A 21097-nucleotide genomic window follows, 5' to 3' on the forward strand; every position below is an offset into this window, starting at 1 on the left:
AGCATGGATGATCTGCCATGCTGAATTAATCTCTTTTTTATAGTACATCGCTGAATGCCATAAAAACTCACATTTCAATATATATACTTACATTCTCATCCCCTCCTTGACCTTAAATACCCGCCCGCTACGGATAAACTGACGCGATATTATTTTAATGATGCAGGATCCAGGAATTTTCTTTTTTATCGTTGCTATTGAACCGATAGGTATATTCAAAAACAGCAATCAAAAATCTGGTGCTATACTTACTTTCGACAATTACCTGGGACACAAACATCAAGAGGATATGAGATTATGAGTACCGCTAAACTGGTTAAAACGAAAGCGTCTAATCTGCTTTATACCCGTAACGATGTATCAGACAGCGATAAAAAAGCGACTATCGAGTTGCTTAATCGCCAGGTGATCCAGTTCATTGACCTGTCACTGATCACGAAACAGGCCCACTGGAATATGCGCGGTGCTAACTTCATCGCCGTTCATGAAATGCTCGACGGCTTCCGTACTGCGCTCGTTGATCATCTGGATACCATGGCAGAGCGTGCCGTGCAGTTGGGTGGCGTCGCACTGGGCACTACGCAGGTTATCAATAGCAAAACCGCACTGAAAAGTTACCCACTTGACATCCACAGCGTACAGGATCACCTGAAAGAGCTGGCTGACCGTTATGCCATCGTAGCGAATGATGTGCGTAAAGCCATCGACGAAGCAAAAGATGAAGATACTGCGGATATCTTTACTGCCGCTTCACGCGACCTGGACAAATTCCTGTGGTTTATCGAATCCAATATTGAATAAGCCCGATCGCTAACATATGGACTTCAGATGACCCCTTTGCCGCCCGGCAAAGGGGTTGCACTTTTATGGTGCGTTATTTTGTTCTTTCCCGCCTGAAACTCCGCCAGACTGTTATCATCACTTCACAAAATTGTTAAGAAAAGATTGTTTAATGGTGCATTCCTGCGCTAAATAAAGATGATTTCTGTGCGAAATCCTTTTCCGCACCAATATAAAGCCCCAAAATAGTGCATGGCACTGTTCGCGCTTCGTTATAAGCACGGATTTAGAATATCGCCTCTTTACAAAACAACGGGTTGTAAACCTGGCATGATTTTTTCATACTGCGTACGTTCTCGCAGGGGATCGCCCCGTGGATATAAAAGGAAAAACTATGAAGTCTGTATTCAAACTTTCCCTGGCTACACTCGCTCTCGCCTTTGCTGTTTCTTCTCAGGCCGCAAATAAACTGGTTGTCGCAACCGATACCGCATTCGTTCCTTTCGAATTCAAGCAGGGTGACAAATACGTCGGCTTCGACGTTGATCTGTGGGCCGCCATCGCGAAAGAACTGAAACTGGATTACGAGTTAAAGCCGATGGATTTCAGCGGCATCATCCCGGCTCTGCAAACTAAAAACGTTGATCTGGCGCTGGCTGGTATCACCATTACCGAAGAACGTAAAAAAGCGGTTGAATTCTCTGATGGCTACTACAAAAGCGGCCTGATGGTGATGGTTAAAGCCAACAACAACGACGTGAAAAGCGTTAAAGACCTCGACGGTAAAGTGGTCGCAGTGAAGAGCGGTACCGGTTCTGTTGATTACGCGAAAGCGAACATCAAAACCAAAGACCTGCGTCAGTTCCCGAACATCGACAACGCGTATATGGAACTGGGCACCAACCGTGCTGATGCGGTTATCCACGATACCCCGAACATTCTCTATTTCATCAAAACCGCAGGTAACGGTCAGTTCAAAGCGGTAGGCGATTCACTGGAAGCCCAGCAGTACGGTATCGCGTTCCCGAAAGGTAGCGACGAGCTGCGTGAAAAAGTTAACGGTGCACTGAAAACCCTGCGCGATAACGGTACTTATAACGAAATCTATAAAAAATGGTTCGGTACCGAGCCTAAATAATAATTTGTTCTGTGCAGTAGTGTTCCCCGGCAGCGTTGAGCTTTCCGGGGCTACTTAAACAGACTTATCACCCGTAGGTCGGGAAACCGGTACTACGGGTGTTTGTATATTTCCACCACGGTTTACAGGAACTCATCATGCAGTTTGACTGGAGTGCCATCTGGCCTGCCATTCCGCTTCTGATTGAAGGCGCAAAAATGACGCTTTGGATCTCGGTCCTCGGCTTAATTGGCGGCTTGATTATTGGACTGGCGGCAGGTTTTGCGCGCACCTTTGGCGGCTGGATCGCCAACCACATCGCACTCGTTTTTATTGAGATTATTCGCGGTACCCCGATTGTTGTTCAGGTGATGTTTATCTACTTCGCCCTGCCAATGGCATTCAACGATTTGCGTATCGACCCCTTTAGCGCCGCCGTTATCACCATCATGATTAACTCGGGCGCGTACATCGCGGAAATTACGCGCGGTGCGGTACTGTCCATCCATAAAGGTTTTCGTGAAGCAGGCCTGGCACTGGGGCTGTCTAAGGGCGAAACCATCCGCCACGTTATCCTGCCATTAGCGCTGCGTCGTATGCTGCCGCCGTTAGGTAACCAATGGATCATCAGCATTAAAGACACCTCGCTGTTTATTGTTATTGGCGTCGCCGAGCTGACCCGTCAGGGCCAGGAGATCATCGCCGGCAACTTCCGCGCCCTGGAAATCTGGAGCGCCGTTGCGGTTGTCTATCTGATCATCACTCTGGTGCTGAGCTTTATTTTGCGTCGTCTTGAAAGAAGGATGAAAATCCTGTGATTGAATTTAAAAACGTCTCCAAGCACTTCGGCCAAACCCAGGTGCTGCATAATATCGACCTGAACATTACCCAGGGCGAAGTGGTGGTGATTATCGGGCCATCGGGTTCCGGGAAATCCACCCTGCTGCGCTGCATCAACAAACTCGAAGAGATAACCTCTGGTGAGTTGATTGTTGATGGCCTGAAAGTGAACGATCCAAAAGTTGACGAACGTCTGATCCGCCAGGAAGCAGGCATGGTGTTCCAGCAGTTTTATCTGTTTCCACACCTGACTGCGCTGGAAAACGTTATGTTTGGCCCACTACGCGTGCGCGGTGCGAAAAAGGACGAAGCCGAGAAACTGGCAAAAGAACTGCTGGCAAAAGTAGGCCTTGCCGAACGTGCGCATCACTATCCGTCTGAGCTGTCCGGTGGCCAACAACAACGTGTGGCTATCGCCCGCGCGCTGGCGGTAAAACCGAAGATGATGCTGTTTGATGAGCCGACTTCCGCACTCGACCCGGAACTGCGCCATGAGGTGCTGAAAGTCATGCAGGATCTGGCTGAAGAAGGGATGACGATGGTTATCGTGACGCACGAAATCGGCTTTGCTGAGAAAGTGGCCTCTCGTCTGATCTTTATTGATAAAGGCCGGATTGCCGAAGATGGCAACCCACAGACGCTTATCGAGAATCCACCAAGCCCGCGCTTGCAGGAATTCTTACAGCACGTCTCCTGAGTCATCTCTACCCTCTTCCCGTCGGGAAGAGGGTAATCTCCCCTTCTCCCCGGATTTATCTCATTTCCTTCGACGCGTTGCCCGGCATCTATACTTATCATTTTGCTGGACTTTCTCGCCGGAGGCACCCATGCCGTGGATCCTGTTACTCATCAGTCTGTTTTGGCTACCCGCTCAGGCGGCTGGCATTCCTGGTGTGACAACCGGGGCCACGAGCACACCGCCCATTGCCGAAACCCCAGCCCCGGATATCGAGCAAAAAAAAGCCGCCTATGCCGCACTGGCAGATGTGCTGGATAACCAGCAATCGCGCCAGGAGCTTATCGACCAACTGCGTAAAGTCGCTGCGACACCGCCGCAGGAACCTGTTCCCGTTATTACGCCTCCCCAACTCGTTGAACAGAAAACGGTACTGGAGAACGTCACGGAAGTCAGCAGCCACTACGGTGAAGAGTTTGCGTCACGGTTTGCTCAACTCTATCGCAACATTACCAGTTCCCCGCACAAAGCGTTTAATCCGGAAACCTTTACCAGTGCCGCCGGGCATTTTTTACTGCTCGCCGTGCTGGTATTCGCCTTCTGGCTACTGGTGCGCCTTAGCGTAATGCCGCTGTATCGCAAGATGGGCTACTGGGGGCGCAATAAAAACCGCGAGCGGAATAACTGGCTACAGCTTCCGGCGATGATTATCGGCGCGTTTATTATCGACCTGATGTTGCTGGCGCTGACGCTGTTTGTCGGCCAGATACTTAGCGCTAATCTGAATAACGGAAACCGGACCATCGCCTTCCAGCAAAGCCTGTTTTTAAATGCGTTTGCCCTGATTGAATTCTTTAAGGCCATCCTGCGGCTTATCTTCTGCCCGCGTATCGCGGAACTGCGCCCGTTTCGTATCGAGAACGACACCGCCAGGTACTGGCATCTGCGCCTCAGTGCGCTGAGCAGCCTGATTGGCTACGGTTTGTTGGTCGCCGTCCCGATTATCTCCAATCAGGTAAATGTGCAGGTGGGCGCGCTGGCTAACGTGACCATCATGCTCTGTATTACCGTCTGGGCGCTGTATCTGATCTTTCGCAATAAACGCATTATCCAGCACAACCTAACCCATCTGGCGGATCACTCACTGGCTTTTTTTAGCCTGTTTATTCGCGCCTTCGCGCTTATCTGGCACTGGCTCGCCAGCGCTTACTTTATCGTGCTGTTTTTCTTCTCGCTCTTCGATCCGGGCAATAGCCTGAAATTTATGATGGGAGCATCATTAAGCAGCCTGGCGATTTTAAGCATCGCGGCTTTCCTTTCCGGTATGCTTTCGCGCTGGATAAATAAGACCATCACCCTCTCACCGCAGGTGCAGCGTAACTACCCGGAACTGCAAAAGCGGCTTAACGGCTGGCTTTCTGCGTCGATGAAAGCAGCTCGAATCCTCATTGTTTGCGCCACCGTACTGCTGTTACTCAACGCGTGGGGGCTGTTCGATTTCTGGTACTGGCTGACTTATGGCGCAGGTGAAAAAGCAGTCGACATTATTATTCGCATTGCACTGATTTTGTTTTTCTCCGCCGTGGGCTGGACGCTGCTGGCAAGCATTATCGAAAACCGTCTTGCCTCGGATATCCACGGCAGGCCGCTTCCCAGCGCGCGCACCCGGACCCTGTTAACCCTGTTCCGTAACGCGCTGGCAGTGGTAATCAGTACGATCACCGTGATGATTGTGCTCTCGGAGATAGGCGTTAATATCGCGCCGCTGCTGGCCGGCGCCGGGGCGCTGGGTCTGGCGATTTCGTTCGGTTCGCAAACCCTGGTGAAAGATATTATTACCGGCATCTTTATTCAGTTTGAAAATGGGATGAATACCGGGGATCTCGTCACCATTGGCCCGCTCACCGGCACGGTTGAACGGATGTCCATTCGTTCCGTTGGCGTACGCCAGGATACCGGGGCGTATCATATTATTCCGTGGTCATCGATAACCACCTTTGCCAACTTCGTGCGCGGGATTGGTTCGGTCGTCGCCAACTATGATGTAGATCGCCACGAGAACACGGAAAAAGCGAATCAGGCGTTGAAAGATGCTGTCGCGGAAATGATGGAGATGGAGGACATTCGTGGGCTGATTATTGGCGAACCGACGTTTGCCGGGCTGGTCGGGTTAACCAATACCGCGTTTACACTGCGGGTGACATGTACCACACTGCCGCTCAAACAGTGGACGGTACGCTTTGCGCTGGACAGCATGGTGAAAAAACACTTCGATTTAGCCGACGTTCGCGCACCGGTACAAACTTACCAGATACTGCCCATGCCGGGCAGTACCCCTGCGCCACAAGCGGTTAACGCGCCGCAGCCGCCCGTTGAGCCTGCGCCTTAAAACGGGTTTGCGCCCAGCGTTTGCGCTGGGCCTCATCCTGAAATGTCCAGGCGATGAAGCGGCTCTGCTTCTGCCCCTGCGCCATCTCTTTTTTCACCACGTTCACGGCACCGGCCTGCGTCAGTACGCGATAAAGCAGCGGTAAATTATCACCACGGGAAACCAGCGACGAAAACCATAGCACCTGACGCGCGAACTGTTTGCTCTCATCAATCATTTTACTGATAAACGCCACTTCCCCGCCCTCGCACCAGAGTTCCTGCTGCTGACCGCCGAAGTTAAGCGCCGCGTCATTATCCAGCCCAAGATTGCGGCGCTTACGCTCACTGCCCGCCTGTGCGGCCTGCGCGCTGTCGTGAAAAGGGGGGTTACACAGCGTGGCATCATACTGCTCATTTTTATGAATAATGCCCGCCAGGATCGCCGACGGATCTTTTTGCCGACGTAAACGCACTGAGCGACTGAGGCCCGGATTGGCATTGATGATCGCCTGTGCGCTGACGAATGCGGCATTGTCGACTTCGCTGCCAGTGAAGCGCCAGCCATATTCATGGGCGCCAATCAGCGGGTAGATACAATTTGCCCCGGTGCCGATATCCAGCACGCTGGCCTGCGACGGGACGACCCCGTCAGTATCCTGGGCGAGCAAATCGGCAAGATGGTGAATATAGTCAGCGCGGCCTGGAACAGGTGGGCAAAGAAAGCCCGGCGGGATATCCCACTCTTTTACATCATAAAAGTGCGCCAGTAGCGCTTTATTCAACGCCTTCACTGCCAGGGGATCGGCAAAATTAACCGTCGGTTCGCCCGCCGGGCTGGTAATGATAAATTCACGTAATAGGGGCATCGTGGCGCAAAGGGCGTCAAGATCGTAGCGGCTGTGGTGACGGTTACGCGGGTGCAACCCCGGCTTCTGGGCTTTCATGGCATTCTCCTGTTGGCAGCGGCGTAAGATACCCGTTGACGGCGGCAGGGTAAATAAGTGAGGCTAAAGAAACTCGCTTTCCACAGGGACTCGCAATGTATTTTTACGAACCGTCTCAAGGCCATGGCCTGCCCCACGACCCGCTCAATGCGATTATCGGCCCGCGACCTATCGGCTGGATTTCCTCGCTGGATGGTGAAGGGCGACAGAATCTCGCCCCCTACAGCTTCTTTAACTGTTTCAATTACCGTCCGCCTATCATCGGCTTTGCCAGCAGCGGCTGGAAAGACAGCGTGCGCAATATTTGTGAGACCAAAGAATTCGTCTGGAATCTGACGACCCGTGCGCTGGCAGAACGCATGAACGAGACATCCGCCTCACTTGCGCATGATGAAGATGAGTTCGCGTTTAGCGGCCTGACGCCGCTTGCCAGCCGCATCGTTAAAGCGCCGCGTGTTGCAGAAAGCCCGGTACATTTTGAGTGTCGCTTATCCCAATGTATTCAACTAACCAAAGCAAACGGTGAAGCGCTGGATAGCTGGCTGGTACTGGGTGAGGCGGTAGCCATTCATATCGATGAATCTTTACTGGAAAATGGCATTTACCAGACGGCTAAAGCACAGCCAATTCTGCGCGCGGGCGGCCCGACCGCCTATTACACCATTACCGATGCGCAGCGTTTCGATATGCGTCGTCCGGACGATCGTTAAGTTATATATGTGTCAGGTGGACAATGTTCCGTTCACCAAACTTCCTGTGTCAAATATAACATTTGCGCACGTGAACGTGTAAAGGGGGCCACCGCGGCCCCCTTTACAATCCCCGCGGCCCCGCCCGGAAATCGGTGCGTTGCACAACGTTCGCCTCCCAACCTTCTGACTGCGGTCGGTTTGACTCGACGTCCTGTCTCGACAAACCTCAGTCCACCCTCCATGGTGGACTGACCTTGTCATCAGGTTTCCGGCTCACCGATTTCAGCGGGGACTCAACCCCGTCGCGTTTAGCCCGATGTTATTCAGTTACAAATCAGTCGCTGTATAGATTTTTATTCCTCACACATTGAAATGGCGAATATTTGCGCAAATAGTGTATTACTACGTCTGCAATTACTGAGGAGAAAATACCATGGCGTCAGGTTGGGCAAATGACGGGGCGGTACAGGACCAAATCGACAGCACCATTGAAGATGCGGTGGCGCGTGCGCGCCATGACCTGCCGAAAGGCGAAAGCCTTAAAGAGTGTGCAGAGTGCGGTGAACCCATTCCGGAAGCGCGTCGCAAGGCAATTCCGGGCGTGCGTTTCTGCCTGCAATGCCAGCAACAGAAAGATTTACAAAACTCGACACATGCAGGATATAATCGCAGAGGTTCGAAGGATAGCCAGCTTCGCTGACTGTTCTTTACCGTTTCTGACAGCGCAAGCGGTTGCTTCATTGCGCACAAAATTTGGCAGATAAAGTAGCATTCTGTGCCGAAAAATATTCCCACAGCCACCGAAACGGTAAAACGCATAATCCACATGAATAAATCACAATGATTTCAACAGCCTGCTGATTGTTCAATTTTTTAGAACAAGGTCGTCAATTCTCTTAGATTTTCTCTCTCGCAAAAAACCGTGATACTTATCACATCGACGGAACAACGTCACCTTAACAGAATAACCTGCGAGATAATGACCATGAAAACCATCAAATATGCTGTCGCCGCCATCGCTCTTTCCACCCTTTCTTTCGGTGCTTTCGCTGCACAGGCTATCAGCCCTGCTCAGGCACAAAGCATGAATAAAGTCGGTGTGGTTTCTGCAGACGGCGCGACCACGCTGGACGGCCTGGAAGCACAGCTGGCTGAGAAAGCCGCTGCCGCTGGTGCAACGGGTTACAGCATCACCTCCGCTAACGGCAATAATAAAATGAGCGGTACTGCTGTTATTTACAAATAAGAATGTCTTACCCCGTCGGTGACCCTCCGGCGGGCACTGCTCCAACCCTCATTGACCCTGTTGTTGTTACCCTTTTTGGCCCGTCCAGTGATGAGACGGGCTTTTTTTCGTTTGAAACGCGTTTAAAAACTCTCTTCAATACGGGCTAATGCGTTCTCAAGCGTCTCCGCCTCTCCGGTTGCCACCAAACAGCACGCCATCTCGATTTTTAACGACCGGGGAACAGGCTCGCTGCCGGCAAGGCAACGTTCAATCCATTTAGCGGTGGTTTCGGCATCTTTAGCCGCAGGCAGAACCACATCCGCCAGTTCCTCCTGACGTTCATAGATAACACGAGCCCCCTGCGCATCAATCAGATTAATTTGCGGGCAGCGTTGCGGGTTGGCGTAAACCTCTCCTTCTGTTCCGTGCATCAGCAAACCTCGCCCACCGATGTCACTAAAGAATTTACCCACACGCGTGACATACTCGGGATGTGACACGCTGGAGAGGCGTAGCGCGGCGTCTTTCTCAAACGGCGTGGCCAGTTTCGCCAGCGTATGCGCGCTGTTACGCACGCCCATTATCCAGCGCAGCGCCAGCTGTTTTTCCAGCGGTGGGCACAGCGCGCTTACCGGAATATAAACCGGCTGATGTCCATCAAGCCGTGCCTGGGCCTGACCAGCATGGCGGGTCGCTTCGATACCAAGCAATGTGAAAATGGTTTCGCTGACCACCCGCGTCGGATCCTCGCTCACACCGTGGACCACCACCGGGAAACCCAGTTTGTGTAATAAGATAGCCAGTAATGGTGTCAAATTTGCCTGCTTGCGCGCGCCGTTATAGCTCGGGATGACAATCGGCATGGGTTTCGCAACCGGCGGCGTAAGGCGCATTGTACGTTGCTGCATTGCCTCGTAAAAACCGAGCATTTCCGCTTCGCCTTCGCCTTTAATACGCAGCGCTATCAGAATGCCCCCCAGTTCAAGATCGGGCACATCGCCATCCAGCATCCGGGCGTAAAGCCCCCGGGCGGTATCAAAATCCAGATCGCGGGCATGATTTTTCCCCCGGCCAATCTCTTTAATGATTTTGCGGTAATCCATCAGAACTCCTCAAAGGCTCACAATGTCAGCGGCGCTTACGGCGGCTTTGTTTCGGTTTCTTCACTATAACGTCTGGTACATCAGGTTGGGAAATAGGAAAAACCGGCAGCGCGTCCAGCAGACGTTTGCCGTAACTTTTGCTCAGCAGACGGTTGTCATAAATCACCACTTCCCCGTGGCAGCTATGGCTACGGATTAAACGCCCCACCTGTTGAATCAACGTAAAGGAGGCGCTGGGAAGGCTTTGCACCTCGAAAGGATAGCGATTAAGACTTTTAAGCCATTCACCTTCGGTAATCACCACGGGGCTGTCGACAGGCGGGAAGGCAATTTTATGGATATGCACCTGAGTCAGATAGTCGCCTTTTAAATCAAGCCCTTCCGCAAAGGATTGCAGCCCTACCAGCACGCTGCGCTCACCGCCGTCGATACGTTTACGGTGTAGCTCCACCAGACGGTAGCGCGGCTGATCGCCCTGCACCAGTAATAACAGACGCAGGTCGGTAACAAACGTCAAAAAAAGCAGCATTGCCCGCTGGCTGGCAAACAAGACCAGCATCCCTTTGTGGGTTTTGCTTTCTACCTGTTCGCGGAAATAGGCCGCCATTTCGGCGAGATGTTCCGCTTCGTTGTCGACCAGCGGCGCATAGCGCATTTGCGGAATGACGATTTTACCCTGCTCAACATGATTAAACGGCGAATCCAGGGTGACGAAGCGGTCCCCTGCTTTCTCTTTCAGGCCGCTCATCTCCTGCAGGCGTGAAAAACTGTTCAGTGAACGCAGAGTGGCAGAAGTCACGACAATATGCGGTACGCTACGCCAGAGCAGTTTTTCCAGCTGATCGCTAACGCGAATGCCGACACAGTGGAAGTACATATGCAGTTGCCCGTCGCGCATTTCACGGGTCGCCCATTTCGTGACCGGCGCGCCAGAGGCCTGCGCCATTGCCGCCAGCCGCCATAATTTGCTTTGCGCTTCAAACATCCCCAGCGCCCGGTTCATTTGCAGCAGCACCCGGTGCAGACGCACAATATCGTGGCTTCCGGTTTTTTCGCTCAGGTCGTTGAGAAACAACTCAGCCAGCCCGCGCAGCATTTCGGTGAGTTTTGCCAGCCGCTGGCATATAGCCATGACTTCGTCAGGCAACTCACCCATCGCAAACCGATGCTCCGCCTCCTGAGCGGCAGGCATATACAAAGTGAGGATGTTATTAAGCGAAGCAATCAGCTCGTAAAGCTCTTCGCAGTGGGCATTCAGACGCTCGGGCGTCGCCAGCGGCGGTGTGGTTTTCGGACGAAATTGCTCAAGGCAGGTTGCCACCAGTTTGCAGAAAAGGTCGAGTTGCAGGCGAAACCAGGGGGCAGTGATCTCCGCGCTCATTTCCAGCGCATCACGCGCCACATCCGGCAAATGGTGGCCTTCATCCAGCACCAGCAGCAGGTTTTTCGGCTCCGGCAGCACCGCCTCGCTTTCCATTGCCGCCATCACCAGCGCATGGTTGGCCACCACCACTTCGGCCTCCTGGATTTCACGCCGGGCGACAAAAAAGGGGCATTCACGGTAGTAGTGACAATTACGATTGAGACAGCTGGCTTTGTCGGTACTGAGTCGCCGCCAGAGCGAGTCTTCGATAGCCTGATCGGTATGATCGCGTAAGCCGTCCCACTTGTAGCTATCGAGGTCGGCTTTCAGCTTCGCGCAACGCTTCTGCTCTTCCTGATTATTAGGGGTTAACTCGTCATCCAGAAAGGCCAGTAAATCCTGTTGTGAAGGCTCGGTGCTCGCCAGCGCGGTCAGATTACGCGGGCAGACGTAACGCCCGCGCCCAAAGGCGGCGGTAAAGCGTAAGTCGGGGATAATTTTGCGCAGTAGCGGCAAATCTTTGCTGAAAATCTGATCCTGCAAGGCGACGTTGGCGGTGCTGACCACCAGCGTTTTTTGTTCTTCACGAGCGATGGCAATGCCGGGAATAAGGTACGACAGCGTCTTACCGACCCCGGTCGGCGCTTCTATTGCCAGATGCCGTCCCTCTTCCCCGGCGAGCGTTTTCGCCACATCAGCGATCATCTGCCGCTGCGGCGCGCGAGGAATAAAGTCCGGAATCTGTTGTTGCAACGCCTTATACCAGGCGGCAATTTGCGCTTTTAGCGCGGTGGTGAGGGCCATCGGCAAACCTGAAACACTGTATAAACAGCCACTATTGTGGCATTTTTCACGTTTCAGGGGTAACGCTTTTTCGTATTCTGGAAAGTGGCTCGAAAAAAGGAGCCCACAGGTAACCGGCTACTTTACTGACATGCGCCGGGATAAAAGCACACTTCACGATGACGTGACTGAGACCAGGTCAATGGTTGTACCGGGTTACAACCTGACGGACGTTTTCCGTCGCCGCGCCCGTTTTCGCAGACCGGATCACAATTTGGCATACGAATAACCTTAAGCCCTTTTGTCACATTGAATATTTTTCGTCACGGTGCTAGGTTTTAACTGCATTACGCTTGTTACCGACTATCGGGCAAAACCTAAATGCAGACTGCGGGGCCAATCCGCACATATCTGTATTTACGTCTTGCCCGTTTTTGTTTTCAGGAGTTGGCGATGCTGGTCAAACAAATATTAAATAATAATGTTGTCAGCGCAGTGGATGAGGATGGTCTGGAGGTTATTTTAACCGGCCGTGGGCTGGGGTTTAATACTCACAACGGCGCCAGAATCAATCGCGACGCCATCGATAAAATATTCCGTCTGGAAGATTCACACGTTTCTGCCCGATTTAAAGATCTGGTCAGTGAAGTGCCGATGGATATTTTGCAGTTAACTGCTGATATCATCACCCACGCCCGCAGTGTGTTGACGCACAAACTCAGCGATGGGCTCTATGTGACCCTCGCCGATCACCTGCATTTTGCACTGCAACGACAAAAAAATAATGAAATTTTACCCAATCCGCTGGAGTGGGAAGTCCGCCATTTTTACACCGCAGAGTATGCTATTGGCCGCCAGGCGCTCGGAATGATCGTCGTACGCACCGGCACGCTATTGCCCGACAGCGAGGCCTGCAGTATCGCTCTGCATATTGTGAATGCTGGTCTTAATGATACGCTGGGAAATACCACGCAAATTACGCGGCTTATTTATCAGTTACAAAATATTGTGAAGTATTTTTTTAATATTCCGCTTGATGAGCATAGTCTGAATTACCAGCGGTTTATTACCCATCTAAAGTTCTTTGCCCAGCGGGTGATTGATGGGGTGGTGTTAAATAATGATGACGAGGAATTTTTTGCTCTGGTGCAACGTCGCTATCAGGCCACGTTAAAATGTGTCGAAGCAATGAATGAGTTTGTCAGCAAAAATTATCACCACACCATGAGCAACTCGGAAAAGCTCTATCTTGCGGTGCACATCGAGAATATTGTGCAGCGCATATCGCCAAACGCGGAAAAGGTTTAGTGCGCAGGCGAAAATACGCAGATAACGTCAGGGAAAAAAATATCACCTGAGGTATCAAGCGTATTTATTCCATCCAGGCTTGTTACTGTTGATACCCGCAGTATGACGGGTAAATTCAGGCAAACCCCAGAGGAAACAAGGTCCCGGCTAACACCGGTCATTGTGGATGAGGCCAGCTTTCGGCTTCAGTCTGGAGGAATTTTATGAATTATCAGGACACGGCTCGCCAGATCATCAGCATGACGGGCGGCAAAGACAACGTACTCTCGCTGTTTCACTGCATCACCCGTCTGCGTTTTCTACTTAAAGACAACGACAAAGCCGATCGCGCTGCCCTCGAAGCCCTGGAGGGCATCATGGGTGTCAATATCTCCGGCGACCAGTTCCAGCTCATTATTGGCAACGATGTCGAACCGTTATGCAAAGCCCTTCTCGCTGAACTTCCCGAACTCGATAATGCCGCCCGGCCCATCAAACGACGTAACCCGGTTTCGGTCATACTGGAGGGTCTATCGAGTATTTTTTCGCCGATTATTCCGGCCATCGCCGGGGCCGGTATTCTGAAAGGGCTGCTCGCGCTGATGGTGGCCATGCAGTGGGTGGAAACCACCAACCAGACCTATCAAATCCTGCTGGCAATCAGCGATGGCGTCTTTTACTTCATGCCATTAGCGCTCTCCTTTAGCGCGGCGAAAAAATTCGGCGCTAACCCTTACGTTGCAGTCGCGCTTGCCGCCGTTCTCTTTCACCCGGCTATCCAGACCTTGTTTAAAGCAGGTGCGCCGGTGAATTTTATCGGTTTACCGGTTCCAACCGTGAATTATGCCTCAACGGTCATCCCTATTCTGCTTGCCGTGTGGTTGCTCAGCCATGTTGAACGCCTCATTGACCGCGTTATGCCCGGCCCGCTGAAAACCATGTTTGTACCGCTGCTGTGCCTGCTTATTGTCACGCCTGTTACCCTTATCGTCATCGGCCCGGTGGGGATCTATACCGGGAATGCCCTCTCTGGCGGCATTATCTGGCTGGTGGAGAACATGGGTATCGTGGCGGGGGTAGTCGTGGGCGGCACATTGTCACTGATCATCATCACCGGCATGCACTATGTGATCGTGCCGATCATGATCAATAACATCAGTACCATGGGTTTCGACCCCATTAAGATCCTCTTTTACATTGCCAACCTCGGGCAGGCCGGTGCCGCCTTCGGCGTCTTCTTGCGCGCTCGCGACAAGAAGCTCAAATCACTGGCGCTGACCACCAGCTTTAGCGCCATGATGGGGATCACCGAACCGGCGATGTACGGGGTCAACATTCGCTATAAACGGCCGTTTGCCGCAGCGCTGACCGGCGGGGCTTGCGGCGGCGCATTCGCCATGGCGATGGGGGTGAAAACCTACGCTTTCGCCTTAAGCGGCCTGCCCGGTCTTCCGGCGCTGGTGGGGCCAACTTTCCTGTGGGCGTTGGTCAGTATCGCTATCTCCTTTGTCTGTGCCGCCACCCTCACAGTGATTCTCGGTTTTGAAGAGGCAACCCAGCCGGTCGTGGCCGGCATAAGCCCCATGCCCATCGCCCAATCAGAAGAGAAGCTGTTTGCGCCGGTAAGCGGTGAGCTCAAAGCGCTTAATACCCTGAGCGACCCGGTTTTTGCCGACGAGATTTTCGGCAAAGGACTGGCAATTTACCCCGCCACCGGTGAGTTACGTTCCCCTGTCAATGGCAAGGTGGTATCGGTCTTTGAGACCCATCATGCGCTGGCGCTGCAAAGCGATACCGGAGCGGAAATCCTGATTCATATCGGTATCGACACCGTCAAACTCGGCGGCAGGCACTTCACCAGTCATATCGAAGCCGGACAGTTTATCGAAGTGGGCGACCTGCTGGTCACCTTTGATCTCGACGCGTTACAGGCCGAAGGCATTGATCCGAGCGTCATCCTGGTGGTGACCAACAGTGAACGCTACGGCGATATCAGCCCGGTTAAAGCGAATGGCGACGTCGCCAGCCGCGACGAATTTCTGACACTGACCGCATCAGCGGCATGAGGAGCAGGCACATGACATTTTCTAAATCATTTCCGGAAGGATTTTTATGGGGTGGCGCGACGGCGGCAAATCAGCTTGAAGGGGCGTGGAACGTGGACGGCAAAGGACTGTCCGTGTCTGATGTGTATACGTTTGACATCGCTACGCCCAAAGAGCGCTGGCTTGATCAGTGGCTGGGAATGACCCACGCCCAGGTGCGTGAAGCGCAGGATCCGAACAGCACCAGGTATTACCCGAAACGTAAAGGCAATGACTTTTACCATCACTTCAAAGAAGACATCGCCCTCTTCGCCGGGATGGGCTTTAAATGCTTTCGCATGTCGATTGCCTGGACGCGTCTCTTCCCGCGTGGTGATGAAAGCGAACCCAACGAAGCCGGGCTTACGTTCTACGACGAGGTGTTCGACACCCTGCTCTCTCACGGTATCGAGCCGATTGTTTCCCTGTCCCATTATGAAATGCCGCTTGCGCTGGTAACCGATTACGGTGGCTGGCCGAACCGCCAGTTAGTGGATTTCTATGTGCGCTTCGCCACGACCTGCTTTACCCGTTATCGTAAAAAAGTGAAGTACTGGATGACCTTTAACGAGATTAACTGCGTGAAGCACCACCCGTACGTCAGCGTCGGGGTGATTGAAGAGGATAACCCGCACCTTGAACAGGATAAATACCAGGGCGCGCATCACCAGTTTGTGGCCAGTGCACTGGCAACCAAAGCCTGCCATGCGATCATTCCAGGTTCCAGCGTGGGCTGCATGATCAGCTACCAGATGCTCTACCCGCACACCTGTCACCCTGATGATTTACAGGCCTGCGAAGAGATGCAGCGTGTGTCATTGTTCTTTAGCGATGTGCAGGCACGCGGCTACTACCCGGCTTACACCGACCGCATGTTGGCCGAGAAAGGCGTCACGCTGCAAAAAGTGGTCGGCGACGATGAGATCCTGCGTCAACACCCGGTGGACTTCGTGTCGTTCAGTTATTACATGTCCAGTACCGTCAGCGCCCACCCGGAAAAACTGGAAGGGGCGGAAGGTAATCTGATCACCGGTGGTGTTCGTAACCCGCACCTGCCCACCAGCCAGTGGGGCTGGCAGATTGACCCGAAAGGGCTGCGCCTGGCGCTGAACCAGCTCTATGACCGCTATCAGAAGCCGCTGTTTATTGCCGAAAATGGCCTTGGCGCGGTGGACACGGTGAATCCGGACGGCTCTGTCAACGATGATTACCGCATTGAGTATCTGCGCCTGCATATAGAGCAGATGCGCGAGGCGCTGGCCGACGGCGTGGATCTGTTTGGTTACACCTGGTGGGGGCCAATCGACGTGGTGAGCGCGGGCACCGCGCAAATTTCCAAACGCTATGGCTTTATCTATGTCGATCAGGATGACATGGGTAACGGGACGCAGAAGCGCTCCCTGAAAAAGAGCTACCACTGGTACAAAAAAGTGATCGCCTCCAACGGCGAAGATTTGGCGGATTAAGGAGTGGATATGTCTGTTTTCCCGAAAGGTTTCTTATGGGGCGGCGCCATTGCCGCCAACCAGGCGGAAGGTGCATGGAATGTGGACGGCAAAGGCCCCTCCATTGCTGATGTGGTACGCGGCGGTATCGCCTCCGGCAGACACGATGCGGTTGTCGACCCGCATAAATACTACGCCAGCCACGAAGCCATCGACTTCTATCACCATTACAAACAAGATGTGGCGCTGTTCGCTGAGATGGGCTTCACCTGCTTTCGCACCTCCATCGCCTGGACGCGTATCTTCCCGCGTGGTGATGAAACTACGCCTAACGAGGCCGGGCTGAAATTTTACGACGACCTGTTTGATGAACTGTTGAAATACGGTATTCAGCCGGTGATTACCCTGTCCCACTACGAAACGCCGCTGGCGCTGTATCAGGAATATGGCGGCTGGAAGAACCGCAAGCTGGTGGCATTTTTCACCCGCTATTGTGAAGTGGTGTTCACCCGTTACCGCGAAAAAGTCAAATACTGGATGACCTTCAACGAGCTGAACAATATGAACCGTATGCCCTTTGCGACTGGCGCGGTTGACCCCAACTCCACGCCGCAAGAGCTTTACCAGGCAAACCATCACCAGTTTGTCGCTAACGCGCTGGCCAACAAGCTGTGTCACGAGATTATCCCGGATGCGAAGATAGGTTGTATGCTGTCGCTGAGTACCGTCTATCCGGCCACCTGCAACCCGGAAGATATCTTCTCGACCCTGCAACTGCGCCGCCGTTCGCTGTTCTATTCGGATGTGATGATGCTGGGTGAATATCCGGCCTGGGCGCCGCGCCTGTTCCGCGAGCAGAAGATAACGCTGGCGATGGAGGATGGCGACCTGGATCTTATCGCCCGTTACTCGTCCGATTACCTGGGCTTTAGCTACTATCGCAGCGTGCTGCATCAGGCAGGCGGTGAGTTCCGCGTCGACACCGGCGGTACCGTCGGTCAGGACAATCCGTACCTCGAAAAGACCGCCTGGGGCTGGCCGATTGATGCCAAAGGTTTCCGTATCGTCTGCAATGAACTGGCTGACCGCTATCGTAAGCCGCTGTTTGTCGTCGAAAACGGCTATGGCGGTGTAGATGAGCCAGATGAAAACGGCGTTATCAACGATACCGCACGTATCGATTATGGCCGCCAGCATATCCGCGAAATGGCAGAGGCGGTGGCCGATGGCTGCGATATCATGGGCTACACCTGGTGGGGGCCGATTGATATCGTCAGCGCCGGGACCGGCGAGATGAAAAAACGCTACGGCTTTATCTATGTAGATAAGGACAACGACGGCAACGGTACGCTCAAACGCAGCAAAAAGCGCAGCTTTGACTGGTATAAACAGGTTATCGCCAGCAATGGCGAAACGCTGTAAGGTAATGACGGAGCGGGAGATTTCCCGCTCTGTAAACCTTACCGAGACAGACAAGGCTACATGATGAACACATGGAATTTGGTCGACCCTGAGTTACGCCCAGCACTGGCAGATAGCCGCCCCCTCTCCCTGACACAAGACGCTCTCGTCACCCTTCGTCAACAGCGCCAGCAGGCAGCGCTGGCTAACGTGCAACGTTTCCGGGAGACCGGGTTATCGGTGGAAGAACACCTTATCTCCGCGTCCGCACAACCTGCCGTCAGAGTCTGCGTCATCGCTCCCGCCGCGCCGGGGCAGAACCGAATGGGCATTTTGCATATTCACGGCGGCGGCCATCTTTTCGGGAGCCCGGAGCAGTCCCTGTCGCTTACCGGTGCCACGGCCCTGCAACATGACTGCGTGATTGTCTCTGTCGATTATCGTCTGGCGCCCGAAACGGTATTTCCCGGATCGCTGGAGGATTGTTACGCCGCGCTGGTGTGGATGACCGAACGGGCTACCGCGCTGGGTATTCATCCTGACCATATTGGGTTAATGGGCGACAGCGCAGGGGCCGGGCTCGCGGCCTCACTGGCGTTGCTGGCCCGCGACCGCCATGGTCCCTCAATTGCCTTTCAGAACCTGATGTTCCCAATGCTTGACGATCGTACGGTGACCGAAGAAAATCCGAATCCGGTAACCGGTGAGTTCGTCTGGACGCGTGAATATAACCGCTTTGGCTGGACGTCCCTGCTGGGCTGTGAGCCGGGTTCGGAGGGGGTGTCGGTTTATGCCGCGCCGGCACGGGCAACGGATCTGACGCATTTGCCCCCGACCTGGCTTGGCGTGGGCACGCTGGATCTGTTTCTTGATGAAAACCTTCGTTTCGCGCAAGGGTTGATTCGCGCGGGCGTAGCGGTTGAGATGAATGTATGGCCTGGCGCGTATCACGGATTTAATTCCGACCCGCAGGCGCGTGTAGCGCAACGGGCGCGGGAACAGCGGCAGGCATGGATAGCGCAGTTTAAGCCGACGCAGGGATAAGCTTTCCCCCTGCGTCGGCACTCTTCCTGAGGGCTGAGGAATTCCCGGTAATATTACGTTTTACAGCGATAACTCCGCGTAATGAGAATAAAACCGTTACAGCGATGACTGGGTCCGGCTGAAAATCGATGAGGCGTTGACGGCTGACCGGGGCCGCCCGCAGGGAAGCGGGCGGAGGGGATAGCCTGCAAGGACGCAGGCTGGTCCCCGACCCGACAGTCAGACGACATAAGTCTCATGGACCGCGCCAGCGGCGATTTTCGTGGCCGGGAGCCCGGGTCGCCAGGGTGGTGGCGATGAGCCACCCTGGCACGTTCACAGGTTTTGTCGCTACAGAAAAGCAAGGAACAGAAGGTGAACGGAATGACCACCAGAGCCGCGTGTTTCCCCCTCACCCTGGCCCTCTCCCTCATGGAGAGGGGACTTTCCGTGCTCGTATTATTTTGTGGGGATCCCTCAGCTTCAGGGAAGAGAGTAACAAACGGCACCGGACAAAACCCCAGAAAAAAGCCCTGCACGCTGGCAGGGCTTTTTAATCACATCAGGCGTCAGGCGCTCGCTGCGGGTTTACGCGGGCGACGACGGCGCGGTTTTTCCCCCGCTGGTTTACTGCCTTCCTGCGTACGAGGTGCTTTCGCTTTCGGCGCGCCACCGTCGTTACGGCGTGGCTGCTGTTGTCCGCGACCACCGCCACCGCCCTGACCACGGCCACCGCGACCCTGGCTCTGACGACCATTCACAATCGGCTCGGCCTTGATAGATGGATCGGGCTCGTAACCCGGCAGGGCAATACGCGGGATCTCTTTTTTCAGCAGGCGTTCGATATCGCGCAGCAATTTATGTTCATCAACACACACCAGCGACAGCGCTTCACCGGTTGCCGCAGCGCGGCCGGTACGGCCAATGCGGTGTACATAATCTTCCGGCACGTTCGGCAGCTCGTAGTTGACGACGTGCGGCAGTTCTTCGATATCCAGACCACGGGCCGCAATGTCAGTGGCGACCAGTACGCGGATATCGCCCGATTTAAAGTCTGCCAGCGCACGGGTACGCGCGCCCTGGCTTTTATTTCCGTGGATAGCCGCGCTGCGAATACCGTCTTTGTTAAGTTGTTCAGCCAGATGGTTCGCACCGTGTTTGGTGCGGGTGAAGACCAGCACCTGCTGCCAGTTGCCTTCGCCAATCATCTGGGAGAGCAGCTCGCGCTTACGTTTCTTGTCGACCATATGAACATGTTGCGTCACCTGCTCGGAGGCGGTGTTACGGCGCGCCACTTCGATTTCCAGCGGGTTACGCAGCAGCTTTTCGGCCAGGCTTTTGATGTCGTCCGAGAAAGTCGCGGAAAACAGCAGATTCTGACGACGCGCAGGCAGTTTAGCCAATACGCGGCGAATATCATGGATAAAGCCCATGTCCAGCATGCGGTCGGCTTCGTCCAGAACCAGGATCTCAACGCTGTCCAGTTTGACGGCATTCTGGTGTTCGAGGTCCAGCAGACGACCCGGTGTAGCGACGAGGATATCGACACCGCTACGCAGCTTCATCATCTGCGGGTTAATGCTCACGCCGCCGAAAACCACCAGCGAGCGCAGGTTCAGATATTTGCTGTAATCACGTACGTTTTCGCCGATTTGCGCGGCAAGTTCGCGCGTTGGCGTCAGGATCAGCGCACGCACCGGACGACGGCCTTTCGCATGCGGCTCTTTTTGCACCAGACGTTGCAGCAGCGGCAGCGTAAAGCCCGCGGTTTTGCCGGTACCAGTCTGGGCGCTCGCCATCAGGTCGCGGCCTTCCAGCACCGCAGGGATCGCCTGCTGCTGAATAGGGGTTGGCTCACGGTAGCCCTGCTCGTCGACAGCACGCAGAATTTCCGGGTTCAGGCCAAGGGAATCAAAAGACATAACAACTCCGCACCGCCCCGACCATAACAGGTGTAGTTT

17 protein-coding genes are annotated in these 21097 nt (G+C 53.8%); 13 read left to right on the forward strand and 4 right to left on the reverse strand.

Translation table 11 applies throughout. The features are described from left to right. Positions 1–297 precede the first annotated feature (297 nt). The 5 genes from dps to ybiO all read left to right on the forward strand — a co-directional run bounded on the left by dps (position 298) and on the right by ybiO (position 5802). Positions 298–801 (forward strand): DNA starvation/stationary phase protection protein Dps, encoded by a 504-nt coding sequence (dps, locus tag L2097_RS11430; RefSeq protein ID WP_047371162.1) that lies wholly within the window; start codon positions 298–300, stop codon positions 799–801. 373 nt (positions 802–1174) lie between these two features. Continuing rightward, the gene (gene glnH, locus L2097_RS11435) at positions 1175–1918 is read left to right on the forward strand and encodes a glutamine ABC transporter substrate-binding protein GlnH (RefSeq protein ID WP_047371163.1); all 744 of its coding nucleotides are present in this window, start codon (positions 1175–1177) and stop codon (positions 1916–1918) included. Positions 1919–2055: 137 nt separating this feature from the next. Continuing rightward, positions 2056–2715: a glutamine ABC transporter permease GlnP gene (glnP, locus tag L2097_RS11440; RefSeq protein ID WP_047371164.1), complete on the forward strand. Its 660-nt coding sequence runs from the start codon at positions 2056–2058 to the stop codon at positions 2713–2715. Next, positions 2712–3434 (forward strand): glutamine ABC transporter ATP-binding protein GlnQ, encoded by a 723-nt coding sequence (glnQ, locus tag L2097_RS11445; protein WP_039077206.1) that lies wholly within the window; start codon positions 2712–2714, stop codon positions 3432–3434. The genes glnP and glnQ overlap by 4 nt, the downstream gene beginning before the upstream one ends. Positions 3435–3564: 130 nt before the next feature. Then, positions 3565–5802 carry a mechanosensitive channel protein gene (ybiO, locus tag L2097_RS11450; protein WP_250352859.1) on the forward strand — a complete coding sequence of 746 codons (2238 nt, stop codon included), beginning with the start codon at positions 3565–3567 and terminating at the stop codon, positions 5800–5802. On the opposite strand, the gene rlmF is transcribed toward ybiO, so the two are convergent. Then, positions 5765–6727, reverse strand: coding sequence for a 23S rRNA (adenine(1618)-N(6))-methyltransferase RlmF (gene rlmF, locus L2097_RS11455; RefSeq protein ID WP_250352860.1), 963 nt, complete (start codon positions 6725–6727; stop codon positions 5765–5767). The genes ybiO and rlmF overlap by 38 nt on opposite strands. Positions 6728–6822: 95 nt before the next feature. Between rlmF and L2097_RS11460 the strand changes: the two genes are divergently transcribed. The 3 genes from L2097_RS11460 to ybiJ all read left to right on the forward strand — a co-directional run bounded on the left by L2097_RS11460 (position 6823) and on the right by ybiJ (position 8665). Continuing rightward, complete coding sequence (locus L2097_RS11460) at positions 6823–7437, forward strand: flavin reductase family protein (RefSeq protein WP_047371167.1); 615 nt, start codon at positions 6823–6825, stop codon at positions 7435–7437. Between the two features lie 415 nt (positions 7438–7852). Beyond that, positions 7853–8119 carry a DksA/TraR family C4-type zinc finger protein gene (locus L2097_RS11465; RefSeq protein WP_047371168.1) on the forward strand — a complete coding sequence of 89 codons (267 nt, stop codon included), beginning with the start codon at positions 7853–7855 and terminating at the stop codon, positions 8117–8119. Positions 8120–8404: 285 nt separating this feature from the next. Continuing rightward, positions 8405–8665, forward strand: a complete 261-nt coding sequence (ybiJ, locus tag L2097_RS11470; RefSeq protein WP_047373339.1) for a DUF1471 family protein YbiJ — start codon at positions 8405–8407, stop codon at positions 8663–8665. Positions 8666–8787: 122 nt separating this feature from the next. On the opposite strand, the gene ybiB is transcribed toward ybiJ, so the two are convergent. Together ybiB and dinG are read right to left on the reverse strand one after the other, a co-directional pair. Beyond that, positions 8788–9750 (reverse strand): DNA-binding protein YbiB, encoded by a 963-nt coding sequence (ybiB, locus tag L2097_RS11475; RefSeq protein WP_085006869.1) that lies wholly within the window; start codon positions 9748–9750, stop codon positions 8788–8790. 25 nt (positions 9751–9775) lie between these two features. Then, positions 9776–11917, reverse strand: a complete 2142-nt coding sequence (dinG, locus tag L2097_RS11480; protein ID WP_250352861.1) for an ATP-dependent DNA helicase DinG — start codon at positions 11915–11917, stop codon at positions 9776–9778. Positions 11918–12349: 432 nt separating this feature from the next. Between dinG and licT the strand changes: the two genes are divergently transcribed. From licT to L2097_RS11505, 5 genes are all read left to right on the forward strand, one after another. Beyond that, entirely contained in the window at positions 12350–13204 is an 855-nt protein-coding gene (gene licT / locus L2097_RS11485; protein WP_250352862.1) for a BglG family transcription antiterminator LicT, read from the forward strand. A gap of 203 nt (positions 13205–13407) precedes the next feature. Further along, positions 13408–15249, forward strand: coding sequence for a beta-glucoside-specific PTS transporter subunit IIABC (locus tag L2097_RS11490; RefSeq protein WP_250352863.1), 1842 nt, complete (start codon positions 13408–13410; stop codon positions 15247–15249). 11 nt (positions 15250–15260) lie between these two features. Then, positions 15261–16733 carry a glycoside hydrolase family 1 protein gene (locus tag L2097_RS11495; protein ID WP_142519173.1) on the forward strand — a complete coding sequence of 491 codons (1473 nt, stop codon included), beginning with the start codon at positions 15261–15263 and terminating at the stop codon, positions 16731–16733. 9 nt (positions 16734–16742) lie between these two features. Beyond that, positions 16743–18134 (forward strand): glycoside hydrolase family 1 protein, encoded by a 1392-nt coding sequence (locus L2097_RS11500; RefSeq protein WP_250352864.1) that lies wholly within the window; start codon positions 16743–16745, stop codon positions 18132–18134. 63 nt (positions 18135–18197) lie between these two features. Beyond that, positions 18198–19157, forward strand: coding sequence for an alpha/beta hydrolase (locus L2097_RS11505; RefSeq protein WP_250353162.1), 960 nt, complete (start codon positions 18198–18200; stop codon positions 19155–19157). 548 nt (positions 19158–19705) lie between these two features. Here the strand turns inward: L2097_RS11505 and rhlE are convergent. Next, positions 19706–21058, reverse strand: a complete 1353-nt coding sequence (gene rhlE, locus L2097_RS11510; protein ID WP_047371176.1) for an ATP-dependent RNA helicase RhlE — start codon at positions 21056–21058, stop codon at positions 19706–19708. Positions 21059–21097: the final 39 nt, after the last annotated feature.

The sequence above is a fragment of the Citrobacter sp. MNAZ 1397 genome (assembly GCF_023613995.1).
Lineage (GTDB): Bacteria > Pseudomonadota > Gammaproteobacteria > Enterobacterales > Enterobacteriaceae > Phytobacter > Phytobacter ursingii.